Consider the following 19123-nt stretch of genomic DNA (forward strand, 5'->3'; position numbering starts at 1 on the left):
AAAGCCGTGACAATCAACCTCTCGCCCACAGCGCAAGCCCTGACCCAAGACGTGCTCGTCTCCGACGCCAGCCGCCAATCGGCGACGCCGATGATGGAGCAGTATATCGAGATCAAGGCCAGCAACCCGGATTCGCTTCTGTTCTACCGGATGGGCGATTTCTACGAGCTGTTCTTCGATGACGCGGTGGAGGCATCGCGCGCGCTCGGCATCACGCTGACGAAGCGCGGCCAGCACATGGGCCACGATATTCCCATGTGCGGCGTGCCGGTGCACGCGGCGGACGATTACCTGCAGAAGCTGATCGGCCTCGGCTATCGCGTCGCGGTCTGCGAACAGGTGGAAGATCCGGCGGAGGCGAAGAAGCGCGGCTCCAAATCCGTGGTCCGGCGCGATGTGGTGCGCCTCGTCACCCCCGGCACCATCACCGAGGAAAAGCTGCTTTCACCGGGCGAAGCCAACTACCTGATGGCGCTCGCCCGCATCAAGGGCGGGGCCGAGCCGCAGCTGGCGCTGGCCTGGATCGACATTTCGACCGGCATCTTCCGCCTGGCGGAAACCGATGCGGGGCGACTGCTCGCCGACGTGTTGCGCATCGAGCCGCGCGAGTTGATCCTTCCCGATACGCTCTTCCACGATCCGGAGCTGAAGCCGGCGCTCGACGTGCTCGGCCGCATCGTCATGCCGCAACCGGCCGTGCTGTTCGACAGCGCCACGGCGGAACGGCGGATCGCCCAATATTATGGCGTCTCGACGCTCGATGGCTTCGGCACCTATTCGCGGGCGGAGCTTGCCGCCGCCTCGGCCGCCGTTGCCTATGTGGAAAAGACCCAGATTGCCGAGCGCCCGCCGCTCGGACGGCCGGAACGGGAAAGCAGCGCCTCGACGCTCTTCATCGATCCCGCGACGCGCGCCAATCTCGAACTGACGAAGACGCTCTCCGGCGATCGCAATGGCGCGCTCTTGAAGGCGCTCGACCGCACGGTGACCGGCGGCGGCGCCCGCCTTCTCACCGAGCGGCTGATGTCGCCGCTGACCGATCCCGGCATCATCCACGACCGGCTGGATTCGGTCGAGGCGCTGCTGGGCGATCCCTCCCTCCGGTCTGCGCTGAAGGAAGGCCTGAAGCAGATGCCGGACATGCCGCGCGCGCTTTCCAGGCTCGCGCTCGACCGGGGCGGTCCGCGCGATCTCGGCGCGATCCGCCAGGGGCTGGAAACGGCGCGGCTGATCGGCGGGCTGCTCGATGGCCGGCATCTGCCGCGCGAGCTTGCCGAGGCCCATGCCGATCTCAGGGCGCTCCCGTCGACGCTCCAGTTGCAGCTCGATCACTGGCTGGGGGAAGACCTGCCGCTCCTGAAGCGCGATGGCGGCTTCGTGCGCGACGGTGCGAGCAGCGAGCTTGACGAACTCCGGGCGCTCCGCGACCAGTCGCGCCGCGTGATTGCCGGCCTGCAGCTGCAATATGCCGAGGAAACCGGCATCAAGTCGCTGAAGATCAAGCACAACAACGTGCTCGGCTATTTCATCGAGGTCACGGCCGGCAATTCCGGCACCATGACCGAGGGCGACGAGGCGAAGGGGCGCTTCATCCATCGCCAGACCATGGCCAATGCCATGCGCTTCACCACGCCGGAGCTGGCCGATCTCGAAAGCCGGATTGCCAATGCCGCCGGTCAGGCGCTCGAACTGGAACTCGAGGCTTTCGAGGCCATGCGCGCCGATGTGGTCGATGCGGCCGAGGCGCTGAAGCGCGGTGCCCGGGCGCTGGCCGTGCTCGACGTGGCGCAGGGCCTTGCCCATCTCGCCGAAGAGCAGGATTACTGCCGGCCGGTGGTGGATACGTCGGCCACCTTCGCCATATCGGGCGGCCGCCACCCCGTGGTCGAGCAGGCGCTAAGGCGGCAGGGCAGCGCGGCCTTCGTGGCGAACAGCTGCGATCTCTCGCCGCCCTCCGGCGGCACGCTCGGCGCGATCTGGCTTCTGACCGGTCCCAACATGGGCGGCAAGTCCACCTTCCTGCGCCAGAATGCGCTGATTGCGATCATGGCGCAGATGGGGTCCTATGTTCCCGCGGCCGAGGCCCATATAGGTGTGGTCGACCGGCTCTTCTCCCGCGTCGGCGCCTCCGACGATCTCGCCCGCGGCCGCTCCACCTTCATGGTGGAAATGGTGGAAACCGCCGCGATCCTCAATCAGGCGACGGATCGCTCGCTGGTCATCCTCGATGAAATCGGCCGCGGCACCGCGACCTTCGACGGTCTGTCCATCGCCTGGGCGGCGGTCGAGCATCTGCACGAGGCAAACCGCTGCCGCGGTCTTTTCGCCACCCATTTCCACGAACTCACCGTTCTCTCGGAAAAGCTCGGCCGTCTCTCCAACGCCACCATGCGGGTGAAGGAATGGGACGGCGACGTGATCTTCCTGCACGAGGTCGGGCCGGGTGCGGCCGACCGCTCCTATGGCATCCAGGTCGCGCGGCTTGCGGGCCTGCCGTCCTCGGTGGTCGAGCGGGCGCGTGACGTGCTGGCCAAGCTGGAGGATGCGGACCGCAAGAACCCCGCAAGCCAGTTGATCGACGATCTGCCGCTCTTCCAGGTGGCGGTCCGGCGCGAGGAGGCGAAGCGGGCCGGTCCCTCCAGGGTGGAGACCGAACTCGCGGCGCTCAACCCCGACGACATGACCCCGCGCGAGGCGCTGGATGCCCTCTATGCGCTGAAGAAGCAGCTCGCCGCCGCCCGTTCCTCCTGAGACGAAAGGGCTCTGGCGCGGCGGGGGCGAAGCGGTTAAACAGGGGGCGATTTCCACCCCTTTGTCCGGGAGCCCGCCGCGACGATGAGCGCATCCGCAAGCGATATCTCCTCCTTCGATCCGGACGCCCTGTTCGATGCCGCCCAGTTGCGGCGCAGCCTTTCGCTGATCGCGAGCACGCAGGCCGAAAGCGCCACGGGCACACGCACCGCCATTCTCCAGCTGCTGAAAAAGGTCAAGGCGGAAAGCTTGGCCGAAGCGCGCCATCGCCTCGATGCCGACCGGCTGGGCCTCGCCTGCGCGCGCCGCATCTGCCGCATGATGGACGAGATGATTTCGGCGCTGCATGATTTTGCCGTCGACCATGTCTTCGGCGCCGCCAATGCCGCACCCGACACCCGCATCGCGGTCATGGCGGTCGGTGGCTATGGGCGCGGCACGCTGGCGCCCGGTTCCGATATCGACCTGCTGTTCCTGCTGCCGCAGAAGACGGCCGCGTGGAATGCCCCGCTGATCGAATATATCCTGCTTCTGCTCTGGGATCTCGGCTTCAAGGTCGGTCATGCCACGCGCACGGTGGAGCAGTGCCTGGCGAGCGCCAAGGGTGACATGACCATCCGCACGGCCATTCTGGAGGCGCGCCTCGTCACCGGTTCCGCGCCGCTGGCCGAGTCCCTGCTCAACCGGTTCGACTGGGAAGTGGTGCTGAACACGGGCGCGGAATTCGTCGCCGCCAAGCTCGAGGAGCGCGACGAGCGCCATCGCAAGTCCGGCGACACGCGCTATCTGGTCGAGCCCAATGTCAAGGAGGGCAAGGGCGGCCTTCGTGACCTGCACACCCTCTTCTGGATTTCCAAATATTATTACCGGGTCAAGGAGCCGGGGGATCTGGTCAAGCTCGGCGTGCTCTCCCGCCATGAATGGCAGCTTTTCCAGAAGGCGGAGGATTTCCTCTGGTCGGTGCGCTGCTTCCTGCATTTTCTGACCGGAAAGGCGGAGGAACGGCTGTCCTTCGATGTCCAGCGCGATATCGCCCAGAGCCTCGGCTATCAGTCACGGCCGGGTCTTTCCGATGTCGAGCGGTTCATGAAGCATTACTTCCTGGTCGCCAAGGACGTGGGCGATCTCACCCGCATCTTCTGTGCCGCGCTCGAGGACCAGCAGGCCAAGGAAGCCCCGGGCCTTGCCAGCATGTTCCGGCGTTTCTCGAACCGCAAGCGCAAGATCGCCGGCACGCTGGATTTCGTGGTGGACCGGGGCCGGATCGCACTCGCCGATGCCGATGTGTTCAAGCGCGACCCCGTCAACATCATCCGCTTCTTCCACATGGCCGACATCAACCGGCTCGAATTCCATCCCGATGCGCTGAAGCGGGTGACGCGGTCGCTGTCGCTGATCAACCAGGAGCTTCGCGAGAACGAGGAAGCGAACCGGCTTTTCCTCTCCATCGTCACCTCCAAGCGCGATCCCGCCCTGATCCTGCGCCGCATGAACGAGGCGGGCGTGCTCGGCCGCTTCATTCCCGATTTCGGCAAGATCGTCTCGATGATGCAGTTCAACATGTATCATCACTATACGGTGGACGAGCACCTGATCCGCTCGCTCGACGTGCTGGCCGAGATCGACCAGGGGCGGGCGGGCGAAGCCCATCCGCTCGCCGCCACGGTCATGCCGGGTATCGCCGACCGGGAAGCCCTCTTCGTTGCGGTCCTGATCCACGATATCGCCAAGGGCCGGCAGGAGGATCACTCGATTGCCGGCGCCAAGGTGGCGCGCAAGCTGTGCCCCCGTCTCGGCCTGTCGCCGCGCCAGACCGATCTCGTCGCCTGGCTGATCGAGGAACATCTGCTGATGTCCATGGTCGCCCAGACCCGCGACCTCAACGACCGCAAGACGATCACCGACTTTGCCGAGCGGGTGCAATCGCTCGAGAGGCTGAAGCTGCTGCTCGTGCTGACCGTCTGCGATATCCGCGCGGTCGGCCCCGGTGTCTGGAACGGCTGGAAGGGCCAGCTTCTTCGCACCCTTTATTACGAGACCGAACTGCTGCTCTCCGGCGGCTTTTCGGAAGTCTCCCGCAAGGAGCGCGCCGAACAGGCGGAGCGGGCGCTGGCGGAGGCCCTGTCCGACTGGTCGCAGAAGGATCGGCGCCATTATTCGCGGCTGCATTACCAGCCCTATCTGCTGTCGGTGCCGCTGGAAGACCAGGTGCGCCATGCCCAGTTCATCCGCCAGGCGGACAAGGCCGGCCAGGCGCTCGCCACCATGGTGCGCACCCATTCCTTCCATGCGATCACCGAAATCACCGTGCTGTCGCCCGACCATCCGCGCCTGCTCGCGGTCATCACCGGCGCCTGCGCCGCGGCGGGCGCGAATATTGCCGATGCCGAGATCTTCACCACCACCGATGGCCGCGCGCTGGATACGATCCACATCAACCGCGCCTTCGAGAAGGACGAGGACGAGCTGCGCCGGGCCGGCACCATCGGCAAGATGATCGAGGACGTGCTCTCGGGCAAGAAGCGCCTGCCGGAGGTGATCGCCACCCGTACCAAGGGCAAGAAGAAGAGCCGCGCCTTCGTCATCTCTCCCGGCGTCACCCTGTCGAACACCCTGTCGAACAAGTTCACCGTCATCGAGATCGAATGCCTCGACCGCACCGGCCTTCTGTCGGAAATCACCGGCGCGCTGGCCGACCTCTCGCTCGACATCGCCTCGGCCCGCATCACCACCTTCGGCGAGAAGGTCATCGATACCTTCTACGTCACCGATCTGGTGGGCCAGAAGATCACCAACGAGAATCGCAGTTCCGCCATCATTCAACGATTGAAAGCGGTGATGAGCGAGGGGGAAACGGACAGGGAGGCGGCATCGGCCCGCGCCTCTGACAGCCCGCGCAGCGAGGGACACAGAAAGGCGCGGAGCGAAGCATGAGCCTGGTCAAGAAGTTTGCAACGGTGGGCGGGGCAACCCTCGGCAGCCGCCTGTTCGGTTTTGCGCGCGAAACCCTGATGGCCGCAGCGCTGGGGACCGGCCCCATGGCCGACGTCTTCTATGCCGCCTTCCGCTTTCCCAATCTCTTCCGGCGGCTTTTTGCCGAAGGCGCTTTCAATGCCGCCTTCGTGCCGCTCTTTTCCAAGGAGATCGAGGCGAACGGCATAGACGGCGCCAAGCGTTTCTCGGAAGAAGTCTTCGGCGTGCTGTTCACGGTCCTGCTGCTGCTGACGATCGCCATGGAACTGGCCATGCCGCTGATCGTGCAGTTCATCATCGCGCCCGGCTTTTCCGACGATGCCGACAAGTACTGGACGACGGTGAAGCTCGCGGCGATCATGTTTCCCTATCTGATGTGCATGTCGCTGACCGCCATGCTCTCGGGGATGCTGAACTCCCTGCACCATTTCTTTGCCGCGGCCGTCGCGCCGATCTTCCTCAACGCCGTCATGATCGCCGCCCTCGGCTATGCGCTGTGGACCGGCGCAGAACCGCGCGAAACCGCCTGGTATCTCTCCTACGGCGTGCTCGTCGCGGGCCTCCTGCAGATGGCCGTCGTCTATGCCGGCGTGCGCCATGCCGGCATTGCGCTGACCTTCAAGCGGCCGAAAATCACGCCCAACGTCAAGCGCCTGCTGATGCTTGCCGTTCCGGCCGCCGTGACGGGGGGCATTACCCAGATCAACCAGATCATCGGCCAAGCGATTGCCTCCGGCAAGGAGGGCGCGATTGCCGCCCTTCAATATGCAGACCGCATCTACCAGCTGCCGCTCGGCGTGGTCGGCATTGCCGTCGGCGTGGTGCTGCTGCCGGAACTGGCCCGGGCGCTGAAGGCCGGCCACCTGAAGGAAGCCGGCAATACCCAGAACCGCTCCATCGAATTCGTTCTCTTCCTGACGCTGCCGGCCGCTGCCGCTCTCTGGGTGCTGTCGGATGAAATCATCCGGGTCCTCTATGAGCGCGGCGCTTTCTCCGAGCAGAATACCGCCGTCGTGGCATCGATTCTCGCCATCTACGGCATCGGCTTGCCGGGTTTCGTGCTGATCAAGGCGCTTCAGCCCGGCTTCTACGCCCGGGAGGATACGAAGACGCCGATGCGCTTCACCATCGTCTCGGTCATCGTCAACTGCACGCTGGCCGTGACCCTCTTCCCCCTGATCGCCGAGAAGGGCATCGCGACCGCCGAGGTCGCCTCGGGCTGGATCAACACGCTGCTCCTCGGCTCCACGCTTCTGTGGCGCCGGCATCTGGAGCCGGAATTCGCCCTGATCCGCCGCGCCGCGATGATGCTGGTCTCCGCGCTCGCCATGGCGGGCGTGCTCGTCTACGCCAAAGCCTATATGGCGAACTGGCTTCTGCCGCACACGCCGCTGCTGCATCAGGCGGGCGCGCTGGCGGCGCTGATCGGGCTTGCCATGGTCGTCTACTTCACCCTGGTCTTCCTGATCGGCGGGGCGAACCTCTCCATGCTGCGCCGAAACCTGAAGCGCGGCCAGCGCCAGGATGCGGCCTGATGCGCCAGTCCCTGTTCCTCGTCACGCTTGTCGTCGACGACTATGATCGCGCCAAACGCTTCTACTGCGAGGCGCTCGGCTTCGACTGCGTGAAGGACGATCCGCTGGAGCCCGGCAAGCGCTGGCTGGTGGTCCGGCCGCGCGGCGGGGAAGGGGCGGGGCTGCTGCTGGCCAAGGCGGACGGCGAAACACAGCGGACCGCGATCGGCAACCAGACCGGCGGCCGGGTGGGGTTCTTCCTGGAGACCGACGATTTCGACCGGGACCATGCCCGCATGATCGCTGCCGGTGTGGCTTTCCTTGAAAAGCCGCGCCGGGAGATCTACGGCAAGGTTGCGGTTTTCGCCGATCCTTTCGGCAATAGCTGGGACCTGATCGAGCACGCCGTGTGAAATTTCTTGATCGGCAAGGGCATGGCGTTGCATAAGCGCCCCAATCACACCTCATCCTATCCGGGGATAGCCATGAACCAGTTCCAGCCGCTCGTATTTTCCGGTGTGCAGCCGACGGGCAACCTGCATCTCGGAAATTATCTCGGCGCCATCAGAAAGTTCGTGGCGCTGCAGGAAAACAACGATTGCATCTATTGCGTCGTCGATCTTCACGCCATCACCGCCCAGCTGGTGCATGAGGACCTGAAGGGCCAGATCCGTTCGATCGCGGCAGCCTTCATCGCCTCCGGCATCGATCCGGTGAAGCACATCGTCTTCAACCAGTCCGCCGTTCCGCAGCATGCGGAGCTCGCCTGGGTGTTCAACTGCGTCGCCCGCATCGGCTGGATGAACCGGATGACCCAGTTCAAGGACAAGGCCGGCAAGGACCGCGAAAATGCCTCGCTGGGCCTGCTCGCCTATCCGAGCCTGATGGCGGCGGACATTCTCGTCTACCGCGCCACCCATGTGCCTGTCGGCGACGACCAGAAACAGCATCTGGAGCTTGCCCGCGACATCGCCCAGAAGTTCAACATCGACTATCAGGACAAGATCCGCGCCATGGGCCAGGGTGTGGACATGGTGGTCGGGGAAGAACCGATCCATGGCTATTTCCCGCTCGTCGAACCGCTGATCGACGGCCCGGCGCCCCGCGTCATGAGCCTTCGCGATGGCACGAAGAAGATGTCGAAGTCGGATCCCTCCGATCTCTCGCGCATCAACCTCATGGACGATCAGGACACGATCCTGAAGAAGATCCGCAAGGCGAAGACCGATCCGGATGCGTTGCCCTCGGAAGTGGACGGCCTGGCCGGCCGCCCGGAGGCGGACAATCTCGTCGGCATCTTTGCCGCGCTCTCGGACAAGTCCAAGGCCGATGTGCTGAAGGATTTCGGCGGCCGCCAGTTCTCCGATTTCAAGCCGGCGCTTGCCGATCTGGCGGTGGAAGTGCTGGCGCCCATCAATGGCGAGATGCGCCGGCTGATGGACGATACCAGCCATATCGACTCCATCCTGCGCGATGGCGGCGAACGTGCCCGCGCCCGCGCCGAAAAAGTGATGAACGACGTGCGCGACATCATCGGTTTCCTGCGGTAAGAGTGTGCGGGACGGCTCGACCGTCCCGTTCCCATTATGCGCGGAGGCTGAAGGCGCTGCATGGTATCCAAACGTCTTTCCCGGCTCGAAGGCCACAGACGCAAATTCATGGCCGTGATCGACGGCACGCCGGAGTGCCAGCGTGCCGTCTATTATGCGGGCCGCCGCGCCAAGAACTCCAATGGCGGTCTGGTTCTTCTCTATGTGATTCCCGACGGTGATTTCTCCCAGTGGATCGGCGTCGAGGCGATCATGCGGGCGGAAGCCCGTGAGGAGGCGGAAGCCATTCTTGCCAAGACGGCCCAGTCCGTGCGCGAGACCATAGGCCTGGAGCCGGAGATCGCCATCCGCGAAGGCAGCGTCACGGATCAGATCCATGCCCTCATCGAGGAAGACCGGGACATCGCCATCCTGGTGCTGGCGTCCGGCTCCGCGAAGGACGGTCCCGGCCCGCTGATCGCTTCCATCGCAGGCCGCAGCGCCGCCTTCCCGATTCCCGTGACGGTTCTGCCCGACAATCTTAGCAACGAAGACATAGACGCGCTCTGCTGACCCGGCCGGAACGGCTTGGATGATCACCGGTTTATGACTTGTAAGCCGGAGGGAAAGCGCCTATCTCTTTTGAAAAGTTCTAAACTCTTTGCCGTACTCCCCGGAGGAGACCCCATGTTCATCCAGACCGAAGCGACCCCCAATCCCGCCACGATGAAGTTCCTGCCCGGCAAGGTGGTGCTGGAGCAGGGAACTGCCGATTTCCGGTCCGCCGAAGAGGCGGAAGCCTCGCCGCTCGCCGCCGCGCTCTTCACGGTTCCCGGTGTGACTGGTGTGTTCTTCGGCTATGATTTCGTGACGGTATCCAAGAACGATTCCGAATGGCAGCATCTGAAGCCCGCCATCCTCGGGGCCATCATGGAACATTACATGTCCGGTGCGCCGGTGATGAAGACGGCCGGTGCGGCCTCTGCCGGCGCTGCCGAAGAGGGGGAATTCTTCGAGCCCGGTGACGAATCCATCGTGGCCACCATCAAGGAGCTGCTGGACACCCGCGTCCGTCCGGCGGTCGCGCAGGATGGTGGCGACATCACCTTCAAGGGCTTCCGGGGCGGCAAGGTGTTCCTGAACATGAAGGGTGCCTGCGCCGGTTGCCCGTCCTCGACGGCAACGCTGAAGCATGGCGTGCAGAACCTGCTCCGCCATTTCATTCCGGAAGTTCAGGAAGTCGAAGCCGTCTGAGCCGGAAAGCGGCTGCCCATGATCCTTCTGGTCCTCGACACGTCAGGCGTCGATTGCTCCGCAGCCCTCTATGACAGTGCGGCGGATCGCCTTCTGTCGTCCCGTACCGAGCGTCTTGGCAAGGGTCATGCAGAGCGCCTGCCCGGCATGGTGGGGGAGATATTGGTCGAAGCAGGCCTGACGCTGCAGCAGGTCCAGAGGATAGGCGTGACGGTCGGTCCGGGTTCCTTCACCGGCATCCGCACCGGTGTGGCCGCGGCCCGGGGCTTTGCCCTGGCGCTCGGCATTCCCTCCGTCGGGGTCTCCACTCTGGCCGTTCTGGCGCATCAGTGGCGCGAAACCGGGGGCGCCCGGCCCGTCGTCGCCGCGATGGATGCAAAGCGCGGGGAAATCTACGCGCAGCCCTTCGATGCGGACGGCACGCCGTCCTCCAATCCTGCGGCCATCGATCTCACGACACTGCGCGCGCTTGTCGGCCGTCAGGGCGGTGTGGTGACGGGATCGGCAGCGGGGCTTCTTTCCGATCCGGCCGTGCCAACCGAGGCGGATAGCCTGTCTCCCCTGTCCATCGCCCGGCTCGCCGCCGCAGCAACACCCGGCGAAAAGCCGAAACCCCTTTATCTTCGCGCACCCGACGCCAAGCCGCAGGCCGGCTTCGCCCTTTCCCGGATCTGATCCCGTGCTGGACAATTATCTGAACCGCCGCCCCGAATTCGAAGTTCTGCCGATGCGGGCGGAGGATTGTCCGGCCGTCTCGACCCTGCATGGCGAACGCTTCGCGCAGCGATGGGGGGATGGCGAATTCCACAGCCTGCTGGCCCAGCCCTCGGTCTTCGGTTTCGTCGCGCGCCAGACGAAGGGCCTCTTCAAGCCGCCGCTGGCCGGTTTCGTCCTGTCGCGGGAGGCGGCCGGCGAGGCGGAAATCCTCACCATTGCCGTCAGCCAGAAATTGCAGCGCGCCGGTCTGGGCTGGCGTCTCATGCAGGCCGCCATGCGCGAAACCCGCAATCGCGGCGGCTCGACCCTGTTTCTGGAGGTCGATGACGGCAATTCTCCGGCCCTTGGTCTCTATCGCAAGCTCGGCTTCGAGAAGGTGGGGGAAAGGCCGGCCTATTACACGGCCCCCGACGGGCGGCGTGCCACGGCGCTTGTCATGCGACGCGTTCTTGGCTAGGTCCTTAAGGATCGAGTGTTTTTCCGGGGTACGGACTGAGGCGATGGGCAACCTGTCCAAGACATTGGAGGAGCTGTGCGCGGCGCGCGGCATGCGCATGACCGGCCAGCGCCGGATCATCGCCCGCATCCTCGACGAATCCGCCGACCACCCCGATGTGGACGAGCTCTATCGCCGGGCCTCAAAGGTCGATTCGCGCATTTCCATCTCCACGGTTTACCGCACCGTGAAGCTTCTGGAGGATACGGGCGTGATTGCCCGCCATGCCTTCCGGGATGGTCGCTCCCGCTATGAGACCATTCCGGCGGAGCATCACGACCACCTGATCGACCTGAAGACCGGACGGGTCATCGAGTTTCGCTCCCCGGAAATCGAGGCCCTGCAGGAACGGATTGCCCGTGAGCACGGTTTCAAGCTGGTCGACCATCGACTGGAACTGTATGGCGTGCCGCTGAAAAAAGACGAGCGCTGACATGCTGAAGCCAGAAAGCGGACCCGGGATCGTCAGCCGCCTGCGGATCGGTCTCGTGCTCGTCGCGATCGTTCTGGTCACTCTCCTGCTTCTGCCGTTCCATCTGGTCAGCCTGGCGCTGAAGCTGAAGCTCGCCCGGCGTATTCCGCGCCTCTGGCATCGGGTTGCCTGCCGCCTGCTCGGCCTCCGCATCCGCCTGCGCGGAAAACCCGAAAGCCAGCGCCCGCTGATGATCGCTTCCAACCATATTTCGTGGAAGGACATCCTCGTTCTCGGCTCGCTGATGGATGTGGTCTTCATCGCCAAGGATGAGGTGCGCCATTGGCCCGTCTTCGGCCTGCTCGCGAAATTGCAGCGCTCCATATTCGTCAAGCGCGAGGAAACCCGGAAGGTGGGCAAGCAGGCCAACGAGATCGCCATGCGGCTTGCGGATGGGGAGGTGGTGGTGCTGTTCCCCGAGGGAACGACGTCCGATGGCAACCGGCTGATGGACATCAAGTCCTCCCTCTTCGGCGCCGCAGCCTCCGCCGTGCCGCACAGCCCGCATGGCAAGGTCTATGTGCAGCCGGTCACGATTGCCTATACGGGAATCCACGGCATGCCGATGGGCCGTTTCCACCGGCCGATTGCCGCCTGGCCCGGCGATATCGGCCTGATCCCCCACCTCGCGGGCATCCTGAAGACCGGGGCTATCGAAGTGGATGTCAGCTTCGGCGAAACCGTGACCTTCGACGCGGAAAGCAATCGCAAGCGACAGAGTGCGCTGATCAAGGACCGTATCCGCCAGATGCTGGAAGACAGTCTGCGCGGCCGGCTGCCCCACTGACGGGATCGCGGGCATTTTCCCGATTTCCAACCGCGCGAAAAGCCACTAAATAGCGCCCATGAGCACAGAACCTTCCCAGAATGCCGAAACGGCTGCCAAGACCAATGCGCGCAAGGTCTTCATCAAGACCTATGGCTGCCAGATGAATGTCTATGACAGCGACCGCATGACAGATGCGCTTTCGCGCGACGGCTATGTGGCCACCGCCGAGATGCAGGATGCGGATCTCGTCCTCATCAACACCTGTCACATCCGCGAGAAGGCGGCGGAAAAGGTCTATTCCCAGCTCGGCCGTCTGCGCGAGATGAAAAAGCTTCGTGCCGCCGAAGGCCGGGAGCTGATGATCGGTGTGACCGGTTGCGTCGCCCAGGCGGAAGGCGAGGAAATCCTGCGCCGCGCGCCCGCGGTCGATGTGGTCATCGGTCCGCAGACCTATCACCGGCTTCCCGAAGCCCTCAAGCGCGCGAAATCCGGCGAGCGGGTGGTCGATACCGAATATGCGCTGGAAGACAAGTTCGCCCATCTGCCGCAGGCGGAAAAGGCAAAGACGATCAGCCGTGGCGTGACCGCCTTTCTGACCGTCCAGGAAGGCTGCGACAAGTTCTGCACCTTCTGCGTGGTGCCCTATACGCGCGGTTCGGAAGTCTCCCGCCCGCTGGCGCAGGTCATGGAGGAGGCCCGCAATCTGGTCTCCGCGGGCGTGCGCGAACTGACGCTGCTCGGCCAGAACGTCAATGCCTGGCACGGCAAGGACGAAACCGGCCGCGAACTGACGCTCGGCGATCTCCTCTACCGGCTGGCCGAGATTCCGGGCCTGCAGCGCCTGCGCTACACGACGAGCCACCCGCGCGACATGGACGACCGGCTCATCCATGCCCATCGCGACCTCAGGATGCTGATGCCCTATCTGCACCTGCCCGTGCAGTCCGGTTCGGACCGGATCCTGAAGGCGATGAACCGCAGGCACACCGCCAGCGAATATATCGCGCTGATCGAGCGCATCCGTGCGGCCCGTCCCGATATCGCGCTCTCCGGCGATTTCATCGTGGGCTTCCCCGGCGAGACCGAGGAAGATTTCGAAGACACGATGCGGCTGATCGAGACCGTCGGCTATGCCCAGGCCTTCTCCTTCAAATATTCGATTCGCCCAGGCACGCCCGGTGCGGAACTCGGCGACCAGGTGGATGAGGCGATGAAGAGCGCCCGGCTGGAACGGCTGCAGGCATTGCTCCTGCGGCAGCAGCAGGCTTTCAACGAGAGCCGTATCGGCATGGAGTTCGATATCCTGCTGGAAAAGCCCGGTCGTATGGAAGGCCAGCTGATCGGTCGGTCGCCCTGGCTCCAGTCGGTGAACGTGACGGGAAAGCCCGAGGAAATCGGCTCGCTGATCCGCGTCCGCATCCATGGCACGGGCGCCAACAGCCTGTTCGGCGAGCGGATTTGAGGTCAGCTTCGGCACGAAGGTTGCGCGAAGCCTGTTGAGGGCGGTTTCTCGCCCTTCACAAATCACCCGACAAGGACTAGCTTGGAGACAGTCGACCAAGCACAGGAGCCCGATCGCTTGAACGGACACGAACTGGTTACTACCAAACCGCGCCAGTCCCGCACTTCCGAGACCGACGTCAATCACTTCGTCCTTACGTTCGAGAACAACCGACTTGCGAGCGAGCTTTTCGGTCAGTTCGATCAAAACCTGAAACTCCTTGAAAAACATCTCCGGATCGATGCGACCGCACGCGGCAATTCCGTTTCCATAACGGGAGAGCTGATGGCCACGAACCAGGCCCGGCGCGCGCTCGATTTTCTGTATGAGCGCCTGCAGAAGGGCAGCGCGGTGGAGGCCTCCGACGTGGAAGGCGCCATCCGCATGGCGGTCGCCGCCGACGATCAGCTGACCCTGCCGACGATGGAGCGAAAGGCGAAGTTGTCCATGGCGCAGATTTCCACCCGCAAGAAGACCGTTGCCGCCCGCACGCCCACCCAGGATGCCTATATGCGGGCGCTGGAGCGCAGCGAGCTGGTTTTCGGCGTTGGCCCGGCCGGCACCGGCAAGACCTATCTGGCGGTGGCGCATGCGGCGCAGCTCCTGGAGCGCGGTGCGGTCGACCGCATCATTCTTTCCCGTCCGGCTGTGGAGGCTGGCGAGCGCCTGGGCTTCCTGCCCGGCGACATGAAGGAGAAGGTCGATCCCTATCTCCGCCCGCTCTATGATGCGCTTTACGACATGATGCCCGGCGACAAGGTGGAGCGGGCGATCACGGCCGGCGTCATCGAGATCGCCCCGCTCGCCTTCATGCGCGGGCGCACGCTCGCCAATGCCGCCGTCATTCTCGATGAGGCGCAGAACACCACATCCATGCAGATGAAGATGTTCCTCACCCGTCTCGGCGAGAATTCGCGCATGATCATCACCGGCGATCCCAGCCAGGTCGATCTGCCGCGCGGCGTGAAATCCGGTCTGGTCGAGGCCCTGCAGATCCTGCCGGGCGTCGAGGGCATTTCCATCGTGCGGTTCAAGGATATGGACGTGGTCCGCCATCCCCTCGTTGCCCGGATCGTCCGCGCCTATGATGCCGATACGGCCATCGTGGACGACAGCGAACAACCCGACCGCTGACCATGGCGCCGAAGAAGGACAGGCAGCGGCTGGATATCCAGGCGAGCGTGGAAGAGGGCGACTGGCCGGAAGAGGCGGTGCTGGAAGCCTTGTCGATGCGCGTGCTCGAACGGGCGGCCCTCTATCTGGCCGAAGCGGAAAAGCAGCCCTTCGGCACCCAACCTCTCGAAGTGTCGCTCGTCTTTACCGACGATGCGGCCATCCGCGAGATCAATCGGGAATGGCGCGACAAGGACAAGCCGACGAACGTGCTCTCCTTTCCCGCCTTTCCGCTGGAGCCCGGCGGCAAGCCCGGACCCATGCTGGGCGATATCGTGCTTGCGCGGGAAACCATCGAACGGGAGGCCGCCGATCTCGGCAAGCCGGTTGACGAACATTTGACGCATCTCCTCGTGCATGGATTTCTGCATCTTTTCGGCTATGATCACATGGATGCGGAGGAGGCCGAGGAAATGGAAGGTCTCGAGACTCGCATTCTTTCGGAACTTGGGATATCAGATCCCTATGCCGGGCAGGACCCGGTCTGACATATTGGTACGATGAACGACTTGAACTCCACACCGGCCCATGAGGCCAAGGAATCGGCGAACACGGACGACCCTTCGAGTACGCCCAGAAGCGAGCCGGCACCCAAATCCGCCGTCTCGTTCTGGTCGCGCGCGGCCCGCATCTGGCGGCCCGCGCAGGGCTCAAAGCTGCGCCAGGATCTGGCCGAGGCCCTTCTTTCCAGCGAAAGTTTCGACAATGCCTTCTCCCCCGAGGAGCGGGCCATGCTGCACAACATTCTCCGCTTCCGCGAGGTGCGCGTCGAGGATGTGATGGTGCCGCGTGCCGATATCGAGGCCGTCGACATCAACACCACCATTGGCGAGCTGATGGTGATCTTCGAGGAATCCGGCCGTTCCCGCATGCCTGTTTACAGCGAGACGCTGGATGATCCGCGCGGCATGGTGCATATCCGCGACCTGCTGTCCTATGTGACCAAGCAGGCGCGCAACAAGCGCCGCAACGGCAGCAGCGCCAAGGCCGCCGCCGGTGCTGAAAAGACGGACGCCAAGGCCCAGCCGAAGCCCGCCATGGATCTCGGCCGTGTCGATCTCGCCAAGACGATAGGCGAAGCCGGCATCCTGCGCAAGGTGCTCTTCGTGCCGCCCTCCATGCTCGCGTCGGATCTGCTCGAGCGCATGCAGGCGAACCGTACCCAGATGGCGCTCGTCATCGACGAATATGGCGGCACGGACGGGCTCGCCTCCCACGAGGACATCGTGGAAATGGTCGTTGGCGATATCGATGACGAGCATGATGACGAAGAAGCCATGTTCACCCAGACCTCCGACGACGTCTTCGTCGCCGATGCCCGTGTCGAGCTGGAAGAACTGGCCGAGGCCATCGGCGCCGATTTCGACGTGGCCGACCGCCTCGACGACATCGATACGCTGGGCGGCCTGATCTTCTCGGCGCTCGGGCGCATTCCGGTCCGCGGCGAGGTCGTGCAGGCGCTGCCGGGCTTCGAGTTCCATGTGCTCGATGCCGATCCGAGACGCATCAAGAAGGTGCGCATCACGCGCCGCCGCGGCGCCGTTCGCCGGCGCGCAACCAAGGGCGAGGGCGAGGGTGGCATGGTCGACATGCCCGCCAGCGGCCCGGCCGGCGGCAACCGGGACGGCGACGTTCCCGCCTGAGCTTTTCCGCCTCGGAGAAAGCCTGCCCCGCGCCTCGACATTGTTGCCGAAGCCGGGACGACAAACCGCCCGGATTTTGAAACACTGGCAACCGTTGATTCGCGGCTGCAGGCGGGGGAAGACTGCGTGGAAAGACTGGCAAGCTGGGTGATGTTGCAATGGGGCTGGAAACGCGCCCTGATCGCCATCTTTGCCGGAGCCGTCGGAACGCTTGCGACGGCCCCTTTCAGCATACCCTTTGCCATGTTTGTTTCCTTTACCCTGCTGGTCTGGCTGGTCGATGGGCTCGCCGGTGTGCCGGGTGCTGGCCTGGTGGGCCGCCTGCGCCCCGCCTTCGTCACCGGCTGGCTGTTCGGCTTCGGTTATCTTGTCGGCAGTCTCTGGTGGATCGGCAATGCGCTGCTCGTGGAGGCGTATGAATTCGCCTGGGCCCTTCCGCTCGCCATCCTTGGTCTGCCGGCCTTTCTGGCTCTCTATTACGGCCTTTCGGTCATGGTGGCCCGAATCTTCTGGTCCGACGGGGTCGGGCGGATCGCGGCCCTGGCCGCTTGTGTGGCGGTCGGCGAGTGGTTGCGTGGCTGGGTGGTGACAGGCTTTCCGTGGAATGCCATCGGCTATGCCGCCATGCCCATCCCCCTGATGATGCAATCCGCGCATTTTGCGGGCCTCTTCGGCGTGACGGCCGGCGCCGTCTTCGTCTTCTCCGTGCCGGCGCTCCTGGGGACGCGCCGCGGTCTTGTCCCCGGCCTTGCGGTCGCCGTTCTCCTTGTCGCGGCCCATTTCGGCTATGGGGCCTACCGCCTCAATGCCATGGCGGAGACCGAAGCCGCGAAGGGCACGACGGTGCGCCTCGTCCAGCCCGTGATCGACCAGATGAAGAAGATGGACGACCGGGAAAAGTCGGCGGTGTTCGAGGAGCATCTGAAGCTCTCGGTAGAGCCCTTGCCGGGCGTCAAGGACAAGCCGTCGATCATCGTCTGGCCCGAGACGTCCATTCCCTTCATCCTGACGGACAATCAGGATGCGCTGACGCGCATTGCCGATGTGCTGGACGACAACCAGATCCTGATCGCAGGCGCTGTCCGTGCGGAAGCGCCGGCGGCCGGATCTGCGGCCCGCTACTACAATGCGATGCTCGTCATCGATGGAAAGGGCAATATCATCGGCGGGGCGGACAAGGTCCATCTGGTGCCCTTCGGTGAATATGTGCCCTTCGAAGAGTTTATCCTCAACCTGGGGATCAGAGCCGTGGCGCAGATGCCGGGCGGCTATACGGCCGCGTCGGTGACCCGTCTCCTGACCCTGCCGGGAGGGATCAAGCTTTATCCGCTGATCTGCTACGAGGCGATCTTTCCGGATGAAATCGGGCCCTCCGTCTCCGAGGCCACGGCGCTGATCAACCTGACCAACGATGCCTGGTTCGGCAATTCTCCCGGGCCTTACCAGCACTTCCTGCAAGCCCGCATTCGTGCCGTCGAGACCGGGCTTCCCATGATTCGGGATGCGAATAACGGCATATCCGCAATTATGAACAATCGCGGAGAAATTATTTCTGGTCTTGATCTGAATGCAAAAGGTGCGGTTCAAACGACCTTGGGTAGTTCGGTGAAGAAAAACTGGTCGCAAGCCGATAGAAACCTGCACTTTTGGTTGATTGTATTTTTGCTGATTTTATGGGCTGCTTTCTCACGCGTTAGTTTTAAAAGCAGAACGAATTGACCTAAAACCCCCAAAATTGCATAGTGTTGCGCATGGGGGCGATGACCGGGACTAAGAAAATGACGCCGCGTTGTTTCAACACGGCGGTAGGGTCGTTGGCGGTACCCACTGGGGAAAAGTTGAACCGATTATTAGGACCGCAAGATGATTGAGAACAAGAAGAAACCGAATCCGATCGACATTCATGTCGGTAGCCGGATCCGGTTGCGCCGGACAATGCTGGGCATGAGCCAGGAAAAACTGGGTGAAAGCCTCGGTATTACGTTCCAGCAGATTCAGAAATATGAAAAAGGCACCAACCGTGTCGGTGCAAGCCGTCTTCAGAACATCTCCAATATTTTGAATGTACCGGTTTCTTTCTTTTTCGAAGACGCCCCCGGAGAAGCCCAGTCTGCCCTTTCTGGCATGAGCGAGTCCTCCAGTTCCAACTACGTGGTGGATTTCCTGTCTTCTTCGGAAGGCCTGCAACTCAACCGTGCGTTTGTGAAGATCAACGATCCCAAGGTTCGCCGGCGTCTGGTCGATCTGGTGAAGGCTTTGGCCGCCGAAGCGGACATGGAATGATCTGCGGATGAATTTTCCCGGAAAAGGCGGCCGTTCGAGCCGCCTTTT

Annotated in this window: 17 protein-coding genes; all 17 read left to right on the plus strand. The window is 63.6% G+C overall.

From position 1 onward, the window contains the following. Positions 1-12 precede the first annotated feature (12 nt). Positions 13-2751 (plus strand): DNA mismatch repair protein MutS, encoded by a 2739-nt coding sequence (gene mutS, locus ACT54B_RS07475; protein ID WP_476044801.1) that lies wholly within the window; start codon positions 13-15, stop codon positions 2749-2751. Between the two features lie 84 nt (positions 2752-2835). After that, positions 2836-5685, plus strand: coding sequence for a [protein-PII] uridylyltransferase (locus ACT54B_RS07480; protein ID WP_476044011.1), 2850 nt, complete (start codon positions 2836-2838; stop codon positions 5683-5685). Next, on the plus strand, positions 5682-7259 hold the full coding sequence (gene murJ, locus ACT54B_RS07485) for a murein biosynthesis integral membrane protein MurJ (protein ID WP_476044013.1): 1578 nt from the start codon (positions 5682-5684) through the stop codon (positions 7257-7259). The genes ACT54B_RS07480 and murJ overlap by 4 nt, the downstream gene beginning before the upstream one ends. Beyond that, positions 7259-7651: a VOC family protein gene (locus tag ACT54B_RS07490; RefSeq protein WP_476044015.1), complete on the plus strand. Its 393-nt coding sequence runs from the start codon at positions 7259-7261 to the stop codon at positions 7649-7651. Before murJ ends, ACT54B_RS07490 begins: the two co-directional genes overlap by 1 nt. A gap of 72 nt (positions 7652-7723) precedes the next feature. Further along, on the plus strand, positions 7724-8788 hold the full coding sequence (gene trpS / locus ACT54B_RS07495; protein ID WP_476044016.1) for a tryptophan--tRNA ligase: 1065 nt from the start codon (positions 7724-7726) through the stop codon (positions 8786-8788). A 60-nt stretch (positions 8789-8848) separates the two neighbouring features. Next, the gene (locus tag ACT54B_RS07500) at positions 8849-9340 is read left to right on the plus strand and encodes a universal stress protein (protein ID WP_476044017.1); all 492 of its coding nucleotides are present in this window, start codon (positions 8849-8851) and stop codon (positions 9338-9340) included. Positions 9341-9454: 114 nt separating this feature from the next. Beyond that, positions 9455-10021: a NifU family protein gene (locus ACT54B_RS07505; RefSeq protein WP_476044018.1), complete on the plus strand. Its 567-nt coding sequence runs from the start codon at positions 9455-9457 to the stop codon at positions 10019-10021. Positions 10022-10039: 18 nt separating this feature from the next. Then, positions 10040-10696 (plus strand): tRNA (adenosine(37)-N6)-threonylcarbamoyltransferase complex dimerization subunit type 1 TsaB, encoded by a 657-nt coding sequence (gene tsaB / locus ACT54B_RS07510; protein ID WP_476044020.1) that lies wholly within the window; start codon positions 10040-10042, stop codon positions 10694-10696. 4 nt (positions 10697-10700) lie between these two features. Continuing rightward, entirely contained in the window at positions 10701-11195 is a 495-nt protein-coding gene (locus ACT54B_RS07515; protein WP_476044021.1) for a GNAT family N-acetyltransferase, read from the plus strand. 43 nt (positions 11196-11238) lie between these two features. After that, entirely contained in the window at positions 11239-11667 is a 429-nt protein-coding gene (locus ACT54B_RS07520; RefSeq protein ID WP_476044022.1) for a Fur family transcriptional regulator, read from the plus strand. Between the two features lies 1 nt (position 11668). Further along, a complete protein-coding gene (gene olsA, locus ACT54B_RS07525) occupies positions 11669-12493 on the plus strand; it encodes a lyso-ornithine lipid O-acyltransferase (protein ID WP_476044023.1) in 825 nt (274 codons plus the stop codon). 58 nt (positions 12494-12551) lie between these two features. Beyond that, positions 12552-13937: a tRNA (N6-isopentenyl adenosine(37)-C2)-methylthiotransferase MiaB gene (gene miaB / locus ACT54B_RS07530; protein WP_476044024.1), complete on the plus strand. Its 1386-nt coding sequence runs from the start codon at positions 12552-12554 to the stop codon at positions 13935-13937. Positions 13938-14054: 117 nt separating this feature from the next. Then, the gene (locus ACT54B_RS07535) at positions 14055-15110 is read left to right on the plus strand and encodes a PhoH family protein (protein ID WP_476044025.1); all 1056 of its coding nucleotides are present in this window, start codon (positions 14055-14057) and stop codon (positions 15108-15110) included. Positions 15111-15112: 2 nt separating this feature from the next. Then, positions 15113-15637 carry an rRNA maturation RNase YbeY gene (gene ybeY / locus ACT54B_RS07540; RefSeq protein WP_476044026.1) on the plus strand — a complete coding sequence of 175 codons (525 nt, stop codon included), beginning with the start codon at positions 15113-15115 and terminating at the stop codon, positions 15635-15637. A 12-nt stretch (positions 15638-15649) separates the two neighbouring features. After that, positions 15650-16792, plus strand: coding sequence for a hemolysin family protein (locus tag ACT54B_RS07545; RefSeq protein ID WP_476044027.1), 1143 nt, complete (start codon positions 15650-15652; stop codon positions 16790-16792). 126 nt (positions 16793-16918) lie between these two features. Continuing rightward, positions 16919-18511 (plus strand): apolipoprotein N-acyltransferase, encoded by a 1593-nt coding sequence (lnt, locus tag ACT54B_RS07550; RefSeq protein WP_476044029.1) that lies wholly within the window; start codon positions 16919-16921, stop codon positions 18509-18511. A gap of 144 nt (positions 18512-18655) precedes the next feature. Further along, on the plus strand, positions 18656-19075 hold the full coding sequence (locus tag ACT54B_RS07555) for a helix-turn-helix domain-containing protein (protein WP_476044030.1): 420 nt from the start codon (positions 18656-18658) through the stop codon (positions 19073-19075). Positions 19076-19123: the final 48 nt, after the last annotated feature.

The sequence above is a fragment of the Gellertiella sp. DMC107 genome (assembly GCF_056313605.1).